Genomic DNA, 15,100 nt, shown 5'->3' with positions numbered 1-15,100 from the left:
AGAATTTACAGATTCTATACAGATAGAATGAAAGAAAAAGATATCCCGCTAATTTATGTTACTTCAATAAGTACATTGTTGGTTTATTTTAATTTTTTTACAATTTATTCATTTTTCGTTTATAATGGCTTTTTTAAAGACATAATTCCCGGCAAATATTATGTATTAATTCCTATTGGAATTATATGGATATTGAATTATTTCGTTTTTGTGAGAAAGAAAGAGTTTTTAGATAATAATTTCAAGAAAGATGCGAATGGTGGGATGTTAATTATTCTTTATATTTTGTTTACGGCAGCTTCATTTATTGTGATTGCAAATTATAACCGTGACAAAATATTTAAACAAAGACATCAGCAAGTGGTAATATCAAAACTAAAGTATTAGTTTTGATTGTGTGGATCTTTGAACAAAGAGGGCGCGCCATCGTGGCTTGGGTATAGATAGTGTAGGAGTTGGTTTTTCAGTAAGAAAGAGGGTGTTTTGGGATATTCCATTACTGATAGGCTGGTAATTATGTTTAGATTGTTGTTGTTTAAGTATTCCTTTTATGCTTTAAATAATTTTGAATACGATATTAGAATTGATTTTGATGAATTCAAAAATGCTGATGGAGAAGTGTCAAAGAAGATCTTAGGAAGAGAAATTTTAGCATCTTTAGAGGTTTTTGAAAAAATGAAGTCGAAAATCAAAGACTTTGATATAAGTAGTTTTAAGGCTGACTTGGAAGATTATTTTAAAGATCAGCAACTTATCTAATATGATTCAAAATCTTACTGTTTGCCTATTTATTAAGTATGATCATTGGGCTATGGGGGCGAGGCTGCTTACGAATATGGAACTATCGAAACCGATAAAGGGTGGTTACAAAGATATCAAACTGTTTACAGCGTCGCAGGAGTCGGCTTTTCGGGTGGTTCTACAGGGGGAGCTATACTACCTATTGGTAATAATAAACCTACCTTCTCAGATTGGCGGGGGCTAGCAATGGGAAATCTGTTAGCTATTTATTTTTCGGCGCAGCAGCTGCTAAAAGTACCACCTACTCTGCAGTTGGCGTTAGTTTTGGATTGGGCTATGGTGTTAAGGGTAATTGGAATGACACCTTCTCATACGCATGGACCTTTTTAATTGGTAATCCTTATCCACGCCACCAGTTGACTTTACCCGTTCTTATATAAATGCACAAACATTCCTTGGAGGTAAATAATATGAATATTAATAACTTAAGGTTAAAGTACGAGATATCGCAAAATACTCGTTTGGACTTATATATCGTTCATCAAAGAGCTATTTCGGAACTACGAGAGGACAAGTATCGAATAACCCAACAAACCGATAAACGTATTACATTTGATAATTCGGGCCCACCTAGATTTGAAATGCGGGGTGCGTCTGCTTCGAAGCTGCAAACTGGCATTTTGGAATTATTCGAGGCAGAGGAAAATAATGTAAAACTGACATATTTTGTTTCGTATAAATATATTCTTTTAGCGCTTGCTACGATATTAATACTCACTTGCTTGTACAGCGTAATTATGCTTGTTCTTGGAGCATTTTTAATAATTACATTTGGTATTGAACTTGTTAGTCAAAAGAGCAATGCAGAAGAATTTATTGCACGAATATTGATAGCAGAAAATAGCGAAGAAATCGTTGATTGATTAAGTATATCAATGAATCAGCCCGGCTGGTGGCAGGGCTTGATAATTGAGTTAAGTGTAAAAGTGGAAATATTTTATTTTTTGATAAAATTCAATGAAAAAATTGATATGTAGTATGTTGTTAATTACTTTCCTAGGGAGTTCATGCACTTATAGTAATGTTTACGTGAATAGAGAGGAAGACAATAATAATGGTAAAATCTTTTTAAATAAATTCTACGCCAATATTGCTGATAAAAACTATGAAGCTGTGGATGGCTTAGTTGGTGATAGCCTAAAGCAATTGGCAGGAGCTAATGGAGTAAGTAAAATGCTGAAACTCATCAATAACAAGGTAGGTAATTATAAAAGCTATGCTATAGATGATCATTATACACAATGTATTACAGGATCTAAAAATGAAATATCCTATAATTATAAGCTAAAAGTAACTTATGATAAAGGGATTGTTGATGAGATAATAGGTTTTAAAAAACCAAACGGAGGAGAGGTCAAGTTAAATTCATATCATGCGAATTCTGACTTGTTAATCCAGTAGTAACAGTCTTTTACGGTGTGAATTAGTGTAAATTTTAGTAACAACATACAGATATGGAATCTCCCGGTTTTCGGTATTATTTGCGTTGTTGCCGATTTAAGGACCGAATCTGAAAAGAGGAAAATAATTGCCGACCGAATTGCTACGGAGTGGATTCCATTGGCAACGAATAATAATTGTAGGTCGGGTGCGTAAATGCGGAAGATAATAAAATGAATTTCTTTTTTGAATATATTTATTACAGAATAACCCAATTCTTCTTTAAAAGGTATGGCCGAACTGGGTTTGCGGGGATTGCTTTTATTTCATTAATGCAGACTTTTTTAATTGCCGTAATTCTATTGGAAACCAGCAAATGGATGATGAAGGTAGACGCGAGAGCGCTACACGCAAAACAATTTGGCTATATAGGTGCTGCAATAGGTCTTTTCCTTATGATCTATAACAATAAGAAATATAATGGTAAGTACAATCAATATCGGTATTACTGGAAGGACGAGACAAAGGGAACGAGGATTTTGAAGGGAGGGTATGTTGTACTTACGCTTCTTTTCCCAATAGCTTTAGTAATAATATTTGGCGTACATTGGAAGAAGTAGTGCTGCGAATGCAAATAGATCAGGCATTTATTAAAATCTGTCATTGAAAATCAAAGTTAGCTATGATATTGATATTAAAAGGATGAGTTTAAAAGTTATGTATTATTATTTGTTTTATAAGTTTTACAAGATTGCTAAAACCCTAAAATCAACATCCCTAACTGAAATGAAGGCCGGTGTTGTAGTTATGGCTTTAGAAACATGGTTTTTGTTTTCATTATTTAACTATTACGATTTGTTAAAAGGGCAAGATAGTAGACGTGAGTTTTTCTCATTTCAAATCCTTTTACCCTGTTTAGTAATTTTAACGATTAAGTGGGTTGCTTTTGTACGTGACGACACATGGAAAGCTTACTTTAAAGAGTTTGATCTATGGTCAAAAGAAAAAAATAGAAGAGGGACCTGGATTGTCTTGTTGATAGTGGCTCTTCTATTTGCTAACTTGGTGTTTTCAGGATATTTAAGGTCTCCAAGTAAATTCAGATGGTAATTTCTCTGATTCGAAAGGTGCAATAGTTGGATTCTTTGGCTCAGTTGAGTTTACTTAAGCCTACTCCGTTTGGGGGCTTGGGTTTAAGTACTGTACGGAATCTCTCAAGCTTATGAAAGAGAGTAAGGAATATGAATTTAATGATGATGGTAATCTTATTAAGGATAAAAATAAGGGAATAAGTTATATCTATAATGAAATTAGGAAGGTGAGCCGGATGTCTTATATTTCCGATCCTTCCAAATATAATAGAGTTTAACTATGTTTCATCAGGTGAAGGGATTAAGAAATCGGTTTATCAAAGCGGAAATCTGCTGAAACAGCAAGATTATCTGGATGGACTCCTATATGAAAACAGCGTCCTCAGCGCTATCACTAATGCCGAAGGGCGGGTGAGAATTTCAGCGGACAACGTAAAGTATGAGTATTTTATTCGTGACCATTTGAATAATGTAAGGGTAAGTTTTGAGGAGGGGGCTAATGGGCAGGCGGAAGTTCGGCAGGAGAGTAGTTATTATGCATTTGGAATGCAACATGCTCCGTTATCCAAGCCAGGTAATCCTAATACGGCGCTATTTAATGGGGGAAGTGAGTGGCTGGCTGACTTTGATAATGATCCGGACCTTTACAATACTTTCTTTCGTCAATATGATCCGGTACTAGGAAGATTTAATGGCATCGATCCGGAAGCAGTAAAATACAGTGAATTTTCGGCCTATCAATTCGTATTCAATAACCCTATTTCATTTTCCGATCCAAGTGGTGCAGATCCTAAATTTGACAAACTTATAAGTGAGATGTTAGAAAGGTACCAAGACGGGGGAACTGGGGGGCATGGGAAGCTTGGGGGACCTGGACGCCAGGTGGTGGAATTCGTGATTTTGCTACTTCGAATGATGTTTTTGATGCTGGTGTGAGGTATAATGACATGTTCAGTTCCTGGTCATATACTAGTGTTGGAGGCATTGGAGGTAACTGGGGTAACTCATTAGTACAGAATTCTGGTGGTTATACACCAACTGGAATTATGCTTAAAGAGGTGAATATTACAGCTCAGAAGAAAAGTACTTCAAGTGCCAATCTGAGAGGAATTAAAAAATATTTCGATGCGCACAACGGTGATATCGGCAATTATCTTGCGGGGGGAGGGTACGTCGTAGGGGCAGTCTCAAATTGGGCAGGAAATGTCATTAAAAGCAGGTCATTATATGGAGTGGCAAACGAAATTACAGTTTTAAGAACTGCAGTCGCAAATATTCATGTTCCAACAAGCGCACTAAGGACTGCTGGTAAGTCTCTTGCTTTAACAGGTAAACTTACTGGCGGTCTGGGACTATTGATAACAGTATATCAATATGGAGGCGGTCAAATTTCAGGAACTGAAGCTATAGTTGATGCTACCTTTGGTGCGATAGGATTTATGGGGCCTATTGGTGCAGCCATAAGTATTACGTATTTTGGGGAGAAATATTTGCGTGAAACATATTCCAATGATACACTATTTGAAAAGCCAGTAAAAAAATGATAAACTACTACAGTTATTTTTTGTTTAGAATATATATATATATAGTTTAGAAAAACTAAAGGATAAAGACAATCCGATAATTACAACCTGTATCATAAGTACTATCTTTATTTATGTTAATTTATATACAATATATTGCTTCCTTGTTTATAAAAACGTTGTTGTTGATGTTGTTAACAGTAAGTATCATGTGGTTCTTATAGCGGTAGTTTTATGGATGTTGAATTATTTTGTTTTCGTAAAAGGTGGTCGATTCTTAGAATATAATTTTAGAAAGGATATCAGGGGTGGAGTGTTAGTTGCTTTTTATATACTCATTACAATCGGTTCATATATCATAGTTGCCAATCACAATAGGAAGAAGGTTTTTGATCAAAAAAGACAATACCCGGCAACAAAAGAACTAGAACCAAGACCATCTCTTGAAGGGAGGATAAAGAAATGGTGGAGCGAGTGATGTTTATAAATGAATATCATTTTATTGTTACTGTTCTTATAAAGATTAGTATAAACTAAAAGTTCAATATGACAAGGGGACGATTGATGAAATTATCGGATTTGCAAAGAAAGATAACTCATTACAAACGATTAGATCTTACAATGTTTATTCAGACCTGTTGATAAAGCCTTGATATGATTTACGAGCAGTAGCCTGTTTATATACTTGGGCACAAAAAATAAACATTTTTGAATAGATATATAACATGAAATTTGGGTTAGCAATTACTATAACACATAAAGTTGAAGGGAAATCAAAAATAATTCAGTCTTTGTCTGAGGACTTAAAACGTCATTTTCATAACAGGCAATATGGAGCCGATATAAAAGCTTATACTATTGGTATTGTCTGTGTCTCACCCCAGTTTGAGCAGTTTTTTAAACCAAAAAAACCTAGGTATACGAAGGGAGTGAAGGTGGTTAACTTTGATGGTATTCCTATTACGTTAGAAGATAGTTTTGAATATCTTATTAGAATAGATTTTGATGAATTCAAAAATGCTGATGAAGAGATGTCAAAGAAGATTTTAGGAAGAGAAATTTTAGCATCTTTAACAATTTTTGAAAAAATGAAGTCGAAAATCAAAGACTTTGATATTAGTAGTTTTAAGGCTGACTTGGAAGATTATTTTAAAGATCAGCAACTTATCTAATATGATTCAAAATCGAACTGTTTGCCTATTTATTAAGTAGCATCATTGGGCTATGGGGGGAGGGTACCGGGTTCTATTGTGGATGATGGTTCTCAGTGTCTTGGCTTTAATATTGAAGGTGGATTGTTTGTATGAAGTTCGATAAGATATTCTACTACTGAGAGTGGCTATAGATTCTAGCTGAAATTACCATAAATTAGTTTTCAAATTGTTTGAATATATTATATGTGGAAATTGGCAATTATTTTGCTGGTATTGGATACACTACTAGTGCAGCGTGCAATTGGGCCGGAAATAGAGTCGCAGCAAGAGCAAAGGAAGTGTTTTGTTAAATAGATTAGATGTGGCAGGTTCAGATTTAAATGATCCAAATTGGATGGCTACCTCAATACACAGTAGAAGCCGCGGGGAAACAGTCAAGGGCAATTATCAAATTCTCCGACATCCTAATCAATATGAATATAAAATGGTTATGGGTATGACCATGAATCAAATAAGAGCGAGTACCCTGCCCTACATAGTAGGTTCGTTGCAGGCGTATGACAACCGTGAGACAATGGATTATTCAAACGGAGCTATTAGTTGGAGTGCAACACCTTTAACCCCTCAAGGAAGGGCCAATGATAGTAATTTTCAGCGAGTCAGTGCGGGGATATTCACCATTACTATAGTGGCGGGCAATTCAACATTTTTTGGATTTAGATAACAACTAATAAATTTTGAACTATGATAAAAAAGACAATTGTTATATTATTAATAGGTTTTTATGTTACGATCGGCTCTGCAAAAGCCCAATCTTATAAGATAGAATCTTTTGAGGGCAATAAAGCAACCATTAATTTGTATTATAAGCCTTCAAGTGGAATGCTAACCATTAGTTATTTACGAGATACCTTATTGATAAATAACTATATGAGTGTTGATACTGTCAATGTATTAAATAAAGTGTTTTTACAGATTAATTATGTGAAAAGGGCTGGGTCAAACGAGGATGCAATAAACCAGTTAATACTGTATGTTTCCAATGGCAAGCTTTGCCAAGCCCTACATGTTAACTCACTTACAACTTACGATATGAGACCAAGTGAGTATTCACTTTTTAAACTAAAGGTAACATTGGGTGGGCATGATGCGAATACCTATAAGTTGAGTTTAAATATTCACAATGAAAAGAGTTCTAAACGTAGTCCTAAGTCGAATTATAAATATAATAAAACTGGGTTTTTAGCTTTTGATAAAAAAAACAAAGCTTTTTACAGCAACTACGAGCCAACGATGGGTTATTACACGTTTCATAATCTAAACGATAACAGTAGCAGCAAGAAGTACATAAAAAGTGACATTCCTGTCGTTAAAATAGAAAAGAATAAGTACTACTACATCAATGGCAATTGGTACACTAAAGACAAAAGCGACTTTTATTCCATGCTGTTATAAGTGGAGCTGCGGTAAGTGTTGTATATGAGTCGATTATCGGAGGAGCCTTATCCGATAAACCAACACATTAATGAAGTTATATAGTTATTTATTGTTTAGAATTTACAGATTCTATACAGATAGAATGAAAGAAAAAGATATCCCTTTAATTTATGTTACTTCAATAAGCACTGTGTTAATTGGTTTTAATTTTTTTACAATTTATTCATTTTTAGTTTATAGAAGCTTTTTTAGAGACATAATTCCTGGCAAATATTATGTGTTAGTTCCCGTTGGAATTATATGGATATTAAATTACTTCGCTTTTGTAAAAAGAAAACGTTTTTTGGAATATAATTTTAAAAAGGATTTAAGAGGAGGGATGCTAATCATTCTTTACATATTTATTACTGCTGTTTTACTTGTCATCGTTGCCGATAAAAATAGAAAGAAGATCGCTGATCAAAAAAGACAACATCCAACAACGAGACAACAGAAGCCAAAACCATCTCTTGAAGGGAGGATAAAGAAATGGTGGAGAGAGTGATGTTTATAAATGAATATCATTTTATTGTTCTTATAAAGATTACCTAAATGAGGGGAGGATAATGATTTCAGCTGGCAAAATGAATTTCTTTTTTGAATATATTTATTACAGGATAACCCAACTTTTCTTCAAGAGAGATGGACGAACTGGTTTTACCGGAATTGCTATTATTTCGTTAATGCAAACGCTTTTTGTTGAAGCGATTTTAATAGGAATTGGTAACAGGGTTATTGCTGCAAGTACGAGAGCATTACACGCTAAGCAATTTGGCTACATAGGTGCCGCGATAGCTCTTTACTTTATGATCTATAATTATAAAAAATATAATGGCAAGTATAATAAATACCGCTATTACTGGAAAGAAGAGACAAAGGAAACGAGGCTGTTGAAGGGATGTTATATTTTACTTGCTTTTCTTTTTCCAATAGCTTTAGTAATCATATTTGGTGTACATTGGGAGAAGTAGTACTCTGGTATCGTTGTTATTATTTACAGCAGGCGCTATGAATGCCTGGTAGATATATCAGAAAAACCCTTCTTATAATCTAACGTTTAGTTATTGATGTTAAAAGGATGAGTTTAAAAGTAATGTATTATTATTTATTCTATAAGTTTTATAAGCTTTTTGAAGCTTTTAAAACTACAAGATGGCTAACTGATACTAAAGCAATAATTGTTGTTATGAGTATAGAGATTTGGATTCTCTTCTCATTGAATTGTTATTACGATGTCTTATCGCATAAACGAGGTCAACTTAATTTTATTTCGATTAAGGTTCTTGTGCCTTTTATATTGCTTCTCATAATCAAGTGGTTTGCTTTTTGGCGGGATGATAGATGGAAAGATTATGTAAAAGAGTTCGATAAATGGCCAGAGGAAAAAAATAATAAAGGTGGCTGGATAGTAGCAGGTATAACATTGTTCTTTTTTGCTAATCTGTTATTCTCTCTGTATTTAGACCCGCCACCAGGTGGATGGAAACAATGATTTGTTGGTTAGAATGTTATAATATCAGAGCTTGGCCATTGTGCCAGGCTTTTTTTTGCTGTCGGTATAGATGTATATACAACTATCTGTATATCTGTTAATGCGTTTGTTTTTTATGCTGCAAGTTGTGTTTTTGTGGCACCCAAAAACCTACTCGCCCTACCGCCGGTGGGCGGTAAGGGATTGAAAGACCTGCGCAACTTGGTCTTTCTTAAACCGTCTTACTTGCTTTTCAGCAGCTCAACCTTTTCCCGTTCGCTTTGCAGCAAACGTTCGTAAAGCTTTTTGTTCTCCTCAAAAAGTTCCAGTAAAGGATGGAGATAAAAACATAATAAAATATAACAGGTATCAAAATTACAATACTACCTCGGCTACACTTTCCGCTCATTTTAGTCATGGAGCGAACGCACCAACAGCGAATGTGCCAACTGTGTATTATGTTCCCGATTTTTTGCCTTCTCTACGTGGTTGCTGATTTAGGGACAGGGCTTGTAACGGGGAAAACGATAACCTGATCGGATTGGAGATGGAGTTGATACCACCATTCGTAACGAATAAATGTTGTACATTAGAAGCATGAATACTTCAAATAATAAAATGAATTTCTTTTTTGAATACATTTATTACAGGATAACTCAACTTTTCTTTAAGAGAGATGGACGAACTGGTTTTACCGGAATTGCTATCATTTCGTTAATGCAAGCACTTTTTATTGAAGTAATATTATTAGAAATTGGTAAATGGATTATAATGGCAGATACAAGAGCATTATACGCTAAACAATTCGGTTATATAGGTGCTGCAATAGGTCTTTTTTTTATGATCTATAATTATAAAAAATATAATGGCAAGTATAATCAATACCGCTATTACTGGAAAGACGAGACAAGGGGAACGAGGATGTTGAAGGGATGTTATATTTTACTTGCTTTTCTTTTTCCAATAGCTTTAGTAATCATATTTGGTGTACATTGGGAGAAGTAGTACTCTGGTATCGTTGTTATTATTTACACCAGGTGCTATGAATGCCTGGGTAAGTGTATCAGAAAAAAGCCTTCTTATAATCCAACGTTTAGTTATTGATATTAAAAGGATGAAAATATGCTACTAAGATGCCATGGGGAGGTCGTTGCAATGATGCTGAACCTCTAAGCATAACTAAATTATATGTTGAGCCCTACTGAAAGTGCTGGCAGTGGAGGTGTCTGCTATTTCGGAAAAACAACTTAAATCTACTTTATTTGGAGTAACTAATCGCGATCTGCCGCCTGGCCGGTAGCGAATGTCCCGATCTCTTCGTTAATTCTAAAATGAAACGAAACAGATTTTTGTCTTTATATTCATTAAACTTAAAGAAAAAATAGCTCATCGGTAATATATAGTTTTATTTTTGGAGATATATTTAATAGTCTCATTGATTTTGAACCTGATCTGTGCCATTTAAGTAATCGCCAGGACTGTGAGTGTTGACAAAACTAGAAATTCAAAAAAATAAATATGGTTAAGAAATTAATGCTGTCAGGAGTCTGTGGATTTTTCCTCTGTATCCAGGCGCAGTCACAAGATGCAGTTTATAACAATTTAAACGTGGAAAGGCTCACCAAAGGAGGCGGATCTGCTGAGTTCTCCGGATGGGGGTTAAATAGCAATCCTGCAGTTGATGTCAGGCCAAATCCAAGCAATAGATTTCCCTTTGTGATGAATAACCATGACGGACTAACATTTTCAGCCCATTCTATGTACGGTGGAATTAGATTTTATAATCAGGGATATCCACTTGGACCCTTGGAATTGTCGACCGGAGCTAAAATGGTGATGAGTATTACCAACAACAATGTTGGGATAGGAACAACCAATCCAAGGGTTTTGCTGGATGTAGGAGAAGACATCAGCAGTCAGAAACTAGGTGCCGTCTTCGGAAGATTACCTGAAGGAGATGGGACGGGAGAAGGAACGTTTTTAGGAGTCAGGGGCTTTGGGACGCAGCTGGCTAATTATGAGGGTAAGAGTTTTTCCCTGGAGCATAGCTTCTATGGTACGGTAAACAGTTCTATCAATTTCTTTCGTGGACTGGGGACGGAAGGTGGTTTCCTGGCTTTTAACACCGATAAAAATCTCGAACGAATGAGGATTGACGTCAATGGAAATATTGGTATCGGAACCCCAAGTCCGAGAGAAAAGTTATCCGTAAATGGAAATATTCGCGCTCGTGAAGTTAAAGTGGAAGCCGGTAACTGGCCGGATTATGTATTTGCTAAAGATTATAAAATGGAATCTCTGAAAGAGCTGGAAGCCTATATCCTGAAACATCAGCATTTGCCTGAAATTCCATCTGCAAAGGAGGTGGAAAAGGAAGGGATTTCTTTGGGGGTAATGAATAAGCTGTTGTTGCAGAAGATTGAAGAACTGACACTTCACCTGATCGAAAAGGACAAAGCGCTAAGCCTTCAAAATGAAAAAATCCAACTTCAGGAAATCAGGATGGATAAACTGGAGAAGATGTTAAAACAACATCATAAAAACTGATAACAAGATACCCTATAACTTTTAAATATTTTTTATGAAAAAAAATGCGCTTTTATTATTGATGTTGCTAATGACAGTCTTTGTCAAAGCTCAAACGGCACCTTTAATTGTCGGGGGAGATCTCGATAAATTTTATCCTGTAGTCTTTAAGGATATAAACTGGATAAACCATATCCCTACCGAAATTCGACTTGGTCGATCATCTGTACATCAGGATAATAATTGGAAAGGATCTTTAATGGCTAAATTTGTTTTTCATAATACCCTTTGGGGGAATGGAGCACGATTTACTGATGTGGATATATGGCAGAGGTACAATAAGATGACGACGCAGGAGGTGCCGTTTATTGCCGGTTATCGGGATGCCTCCGGTAGTAGCAGTAGTTATGATTTCATTATTTGGCTGCGTGGAAATACGACTTATTATTACGATTCAAATGTGACTCAAAATCCGGAAATTTATGATGGAGTAAAAAATCCGCTACCATTTCAGGAAGTAGGCGGTCCTGTACATAGTTTTAAAACAGAAGTTGATGTGAATATAAATTCCTGGGGTAAAACAACAGAAGGCACGCTTTATTCTCTAAATGGTGGGTTAAACTATATGAATGGTTCTTTAGGAATAGGTACGTTGAGTACCGGAGAATATAGATTGGCTGTTAACGGTAAAATGAGGACGCATGAGATCCGGGTAGAAACTGCAAACTGGCCGGATTATGTGTTTGAAAAGAATTATTCTTTACCTTCTTTAGGGGAACTGGAAAAATACATTGCACAAAATAAACGCCTTCCCGAAATTCCATCTGCAACCGAAGCCGAAAGGGAAGGAGTAGATTTGGGAAGTATGAATAAACTTTTGTTAAAGAAAATTGAAGAACTGACCTTGCACCTCATCTCAAAAGACAAAGAGATTACAGAACTTAAAAAATTGACTAGTAAGGTGGAAGATCTTGAAAATAAGATGAAACTGATCCTTGGTTCAGGCCAAAAATAATAATAGGTAGGTCTGGACTTAGGGATCAGACCTACCTGTCTTTTATTTCTTAATTAACTGCTGGATTTTCAGCTCTTGTTCCTGCAATCGTTTATCCTGCGCGATCAGATGTAAGGTTAATTCTTCTATCTTTTGCAGGAGACGGGCATTCATTTCACCCAGATCAATGCCTGTAGATTTCACTTCTTTTGCCGAAGGAATACCTGGTAAGTGTCCGGTGTTTTTAATGTCCTTTTCGATTTGTTGGAGGCTGGGCAATTTGTAGTCGGCTGCAAACACATAATCCGGCCAGTTATCTGCTTCGACTTTGATTTCCTGAGCTCTGATCTTCCCCTTAACCGATAGCTTTTCATCTCCAGGTTGTTCAGTTCCAATTGCGATTCTTCCATCCGCAAGGACGATGAAATAAGGGGTATAGCGCTGAGAAACCCAGCTTTGTGTGCCTACAACAAATCTGTCTGCCCCCGTCTCCACATCGTCGCTGAAGTTAATGCGTAAATCGCTGGAATTATGTTCCCTGTTATACCTAAAAATAGAGAGTGCATCCGTGTTAGATTGAACTCCGCCAAAGTAGAGCACTTTTCCCGGACCTGTTACTGCTCCGCCGTCATGACCGATCGTAAGATCTCCGTTTATGATTTGATCCTGTGCCTGGCTTAGTTTGATAACCGCAAGGAATAGTAGTGTGAAATAGATTTTTTTCATCGTGGTGTTTTGTTGTTTTTGTTTTCCAGTTTGTCTAGTCTTTTTACCAGATTTTTAATTTTATTGTCTTGTATTTTTAGGGCTTCACGTTGTTCGCTCAGCGTGATCTGGCGCTCAATATTCATCTTATTTTCCTTAATCAGATGTAAAGTGAGCTCTTCTATCTTCTCCAGGAGTTTTGCATTCATTTCACCAAGGCTAATTCCTTCTTTGCTGACTTCCGAAGCAGAAGGAATTCCAGGCAGATGTCCCTTTTCTGTAATGTGTTTCTCGATTTCTTTCAATGGCGAAATCTGATGCGCTTTAGAAAACACATAATCCGGCCAGTTGCCTACTTCCACTTTGATTTCACGGGCACGGATGTTGCCATTAACGGAAAGTTTTTCTTTAGGATTTGTAGTGCCGATTCCTACATTTCCGCTGATGCTTAAGCTCGCTACCTGATGATTTTCAATCATGTCGGAACTAAAGTCCTGAATTTCACTGATCAGCTGCTGATTTATAGGCTGGCCTTTAACTTCATAAGAGACAATTTTCATGTTTTCTCCGGAAGAGAGCGTGGAGCCACTAAATTTAAAACCAAAGTCATGATGGGCATCACCGTAAGGTACGTCAACAGCCATGTACTTTTTTCCAGCATAGAGACAGGTTTTTAATTTCCATATGGTTTTATTTTCGTAAGGATCTCTGTCAACAGAACTGATGGTTCCAGACGCAGTGGAATAGGAGGATGAAGTATTAACGTTGACAACATCTATCCTGTTGAAAGCACTGGTGTGTCCCCGTAATGCAGTTATCGTTCCTATTGCATAATTAAGAGATAGCATTGCGCCATTATAGATCTCATGTAATAAAACGACTGAACGGGTATAATCTCCATTGGTGTTAAGACCGATGTCAATAATTTTATAATTCCCTGTGATTGTTGTTACCTGTGCTTTGCTTTGTGACAAAGTTAAACCCAACAGGAGGCTTAGTAATAATTTTTTCATACGCTTTGATTAAGTACTTCGAGATAAAGTTGAGGATAATAAATGAATTGTTAATTTATTTATACCATATATTGGTTTTATTGTGTTTATGTGATTGTTGTATTTAATATATATTATATATTTACTTTGGTGTCTGAAATGTTTTTTATAAAAAGCCTCTCTATGAAATGTATTTACCTGTTCGGCATGTTATTGCTATCTTCTATTTGTTCTTTTGGACAGACAAACCACTTTCCGGCAGACGGAAATGTTGGCGTTGGGACAACTATCCCACAATATAAATTCCACATTGTTGGCGGGCATGCCGGTACCAATATGAACCTTTTTTATTACGATCCGAATCCCGCCCGTCAGGCGAACCTGAGTTTATGGGCCAGCGAACCTGGATGGACGTATTCCGGAGCCGGAATTGGAAACAACGTTATTAATGGTAACGGGATCTCCACAAAGGTCGGCCTGATTAATAACGTAAAAGGAGGTTCCTATATGAGGTTGCTTGATCAGGAAATCAGACTCAATGTGATCAGTCCTGACGGCACGGACCTTTCTGCGTTGGCCATAGATCCGTCCGGAAATATAGGAATCGGAACAATCGTACCTAAAGAAAAACTTTCTGTGAATGGAAATATTCGCGCACGCGAAATTAAAGTGGAAGTGGGCAACTGGCCGGATTATGTATTCGATGAGCGCTATTCTTTAACTCCTTTAAAAGAATTGCAAAAGTACATTGTCTTAAATAAGCACCTTCCGGAAATCCCAAAAGCTGCTGAGGCAGAGTTGAATGGGGTAGATCTTGGAGAGATGAATAAAAAGCTCTTAAAGAAGGTGGAAGAGCTAACATTGTATCTGATTGAACAGGAAAATAAGAATATCGCCACAACAGACCTGGTAAAAGCACTCGAACAACGTTTACTTAACCTCGAAAAAAGATCCTCCGCCAATAAATAAACCTTGGTAATGTCGTGA

The 15,100-nt window shown here is 36.3% G+C and carries 20 protein-coding genes; 18 read left to right on the top strand and 2 right to left on the bottom strand.

Features of this window, described 5'->3' with window-relative positions:
* Positions 1-27: 27 nt before the first annotated feature.
* The 17 genes from BLQ87_RS20105 (at position 28) to BLQ87_RS20010 (ending at position 12,437) form a co-directional block, all read left to right on the top strand.
* Entirely contained in the window at positions 28-387 is a 360-nt protein-coding gene (locus BLQ87_RS20105) for a hypothetical protein (RefSeq protein ID WP_143010498.1), read from the top strand.
* A 96-nt stretch (positions 388-483) separates the two neighbouring features.
* Entirely contained in the window at positions 484-759 is a 276-nt protein-coding gene (locus tag BLQ87_RS20100; RefSeq protein WP_176833000.1) for a hypothetical protein, read from the top strand.
* Positions 760-1,211: 452 nt separating this feature from the next.
* Entirely contained in the window at positions 1,212-1,664 is a 453-nt protein-coding gene (locus BLQ87_RS20090; protein ID WP_143010497.1) for a hypothetical protein, read from the top strand.
* Positions 1,665-1,830: 166 nt separating this feature from the next.
* Positions 1,831-2,202, top strand: coding sequence for a hypothetical protein (locus tag BLQ87_RS20085; protein ID WP_172664929.1), 372 nt, complete (start codon positions 1,831-1,833; stop codon positions 2,200-2,202).
* A gap of 311 nt (positions 2,203-2,513) precedes the next feature.
* Complete coding sequence (locus tag BLQ87_RS20080) at positions 2,514-2,801, top strand: hypothetical protein (protein WP_143010495.1); 288 nt, start codon at positions 2,514-2,516, stop codon at positions 2,799-2,801.
* A gap of 43 nt (positions 2,802-2,844) precedes the next feature.
* Entirely contained in the window at positions 2,845-3,291 is a 447-nt protein-coding gene (locus tag BLQ87_RS20075; RefSeq protein ID WP_074610342.1) for a hypothetical protein, read from the top strand.
* Between the two features lie 443 nt (positions 3,292-3,734).
* On the top strand, positions 3,735-4,208 hold the full coding sequence (locus tag BLQ87_RS20070; protein ID WP_074610340.1) for an RHS repeat domain-containing protein: 474 nt from the start codon (positions 3,735-3,737) through the stop codon (positions 4,206-4,208).
* 11 nt (positions 4,209-4,219) lie between these two features.
* A complete protein-coding gene (locus BLQ87_RS20065) occupies positions 4,220-4,816 on the top strand; it encodes a hypothetical protein (protein ID WP_074610338.1) in 597 nt (198 codons plus the stop codon).
* Between the two features lie 704 nt (positions 4,817-5,520).
* Positions 5,521-5,967: a hypothetical protein gene (locus tag BLQ87_RS20055; protein ID WP_074610335.1), complete on the top strand. Its 447-nt coding sequence runs from the start codon at positions 5,521-5,523 to the stop codon at positions 5,965-5,967.
* A 343-nt stretch (positions 5,968-6,310) separates the two neighbouring features.
* Positions 6,311-6,673 (top strand): hypothetical protein, encoded by a 363-nt coding sequence (locus BLQ87_RS20050; RefSeq protein WP_143010494.1) that lies wholly within the window; start codon positions 6,311-6,313, stop codon positions 6,671-6,673.
* 20 nt (positions 6,674-6,693) lie between these two features.
* The gene (locus BLQ87_RS20045; RefSeq protein ID WP_074610331.1) at positions 6,694-7,404 is read left to right on the top strand and encodes a hypothetical protein; all 711 of its coding nucleotides are present in this window, start codon (positions 6,694-6,696) and stop codon (positions 7,402-7,404) included.
* 124 nt (positions 7,405-7,528) lie between these two features.
* Positions 7,529-7,930, top strand: coding sequence for a hypothetical protein (locus BLQ87_RS20040; RefSeq protein WP_074610329.1), 402 nt, complete (start codon positions 7,529-7,531; stop codon positions 7,928-7,930).
* A 61-nt stretch (positions 7,931-7,991) separates the two neighbouring features.
* Positions 7,992-8,396, top strand: a complete 405-nt coding sequence (locus BLQ87_RS20035) for a hypothetical protein (RefSeq protein ID WP_074610327.1) — start codon at positions 7,992-7,994, stop codon at positions 8,394-8,396.
* A gap of 107 nt (positions 8,397-8,503) precedes the next feature.
* Positions 8,504-8,917: a hypothetical protein gene (locus tag BLQ87_RS20030; RefSeq protein WP_074610326.1), complete on the top strand. Its 414-nt coding sequence runs from the start codon at positions 8,504-8,506 to the stop codon at positions 8,915-8,917.
* Positions 8,918-9,493: 576 nt separating this feature from the next.
* Entirely contained in the window at positions 9,494-9,901 is a 408-nt protein-coding gene (locus BLQ87_RS20020) for a hypothetical protein (protein ID WP_074610324.1), read from the top strand.
* 513 nt (positions 9,902-10,414) lie between these two features.
* Positions 10,415-11,443 (top strand): hypothetical protein, encoded by a 1,029-nt coding sequence (locus tag BLQ87_RS20015; protein ID WP_074610322.1) that lies wholly within the window; start codon positions 10,415-10,417, stop codon positions 11,441-11,443.
* Positions 11,444-11,477: 34 nt separating this feature from the next.
* On the top strand, positions 11,478-12,437 hold the full coding sequence (locus BLQ87_RS20010; RefSeq protein ID WP_074610320.1) for a hypothetical protein: 960 nt from the start codon (positions 11,478-11,480) through the stop codon (positions 12,435-12,437).
* Positions 12,438-12,479: 42 nt separating this feature from the next.
* Here the strand turns inward: BLQ87_RS20010 and BLQ87_RS20005 are convergent, their stop codons facing one another.
* Both BLQ87_RS20005 and BLQ87_RS20000 read right to left on the bottom strand, forming a co-directional pair.
* On the bottom strand, positions 12,480-13,142 hold the full coding sequence (locus tag BLQ87_RS20005; protein ID WP_074610319.1) for a tail fiber protein: 663 nt from the start codon (positions 13,140-13,142) through the stop codon (positions 12,480-12,482).
* Positions 13,139-14,134 (bottom strand): hypothetical protein, encoded by a 996-nt coding sequence (locus BLQ87_RS20000; RefSeq protein ID WP_074610317.1) that lies wholly within the window; start codon positions 14,132-14,134, stop codon positions 13,139-13,141. The genes BLQ87_RS20005 and BLQ87_RS20000 overlap by 4 nt, the downstream gene beginning before the upstream one ends.
* Positions 14,135-14,296: 162 nt before the next feature.
* Between BLQ87_RS20000 and BLQ87_RS19995 the strand changes: the two genes are divergently transcribed.
* Positions 14,297-15,082 (top strand): hypothetical protein, encoded by a 786-nt coding sequence (locus BLQ87_RS19995; RefSeq protein ID WP_074610316.1) that lies wholly within the window; start codon positions 14,297-14,299, stop codon positions 15,080-15,082.
* Positions 15,083-15,100 lie beyond the last annotated feature (18 nt).

Source organism: Pedobacter steynii (assembly GCF_900103665.1).
Taxonomy (GTDB): Bacteria; Bacteroidota; Bacteroidia; order Sphingobacteriales; family Sphingobacteriaceae; genus Pedobacter; species Pedobacter steynii.
The sequence above is the reverse complement of the archived record's forward strand: the minus strand, read 5'-3'. Positions and strand labels throughout refer to the sequence as shown.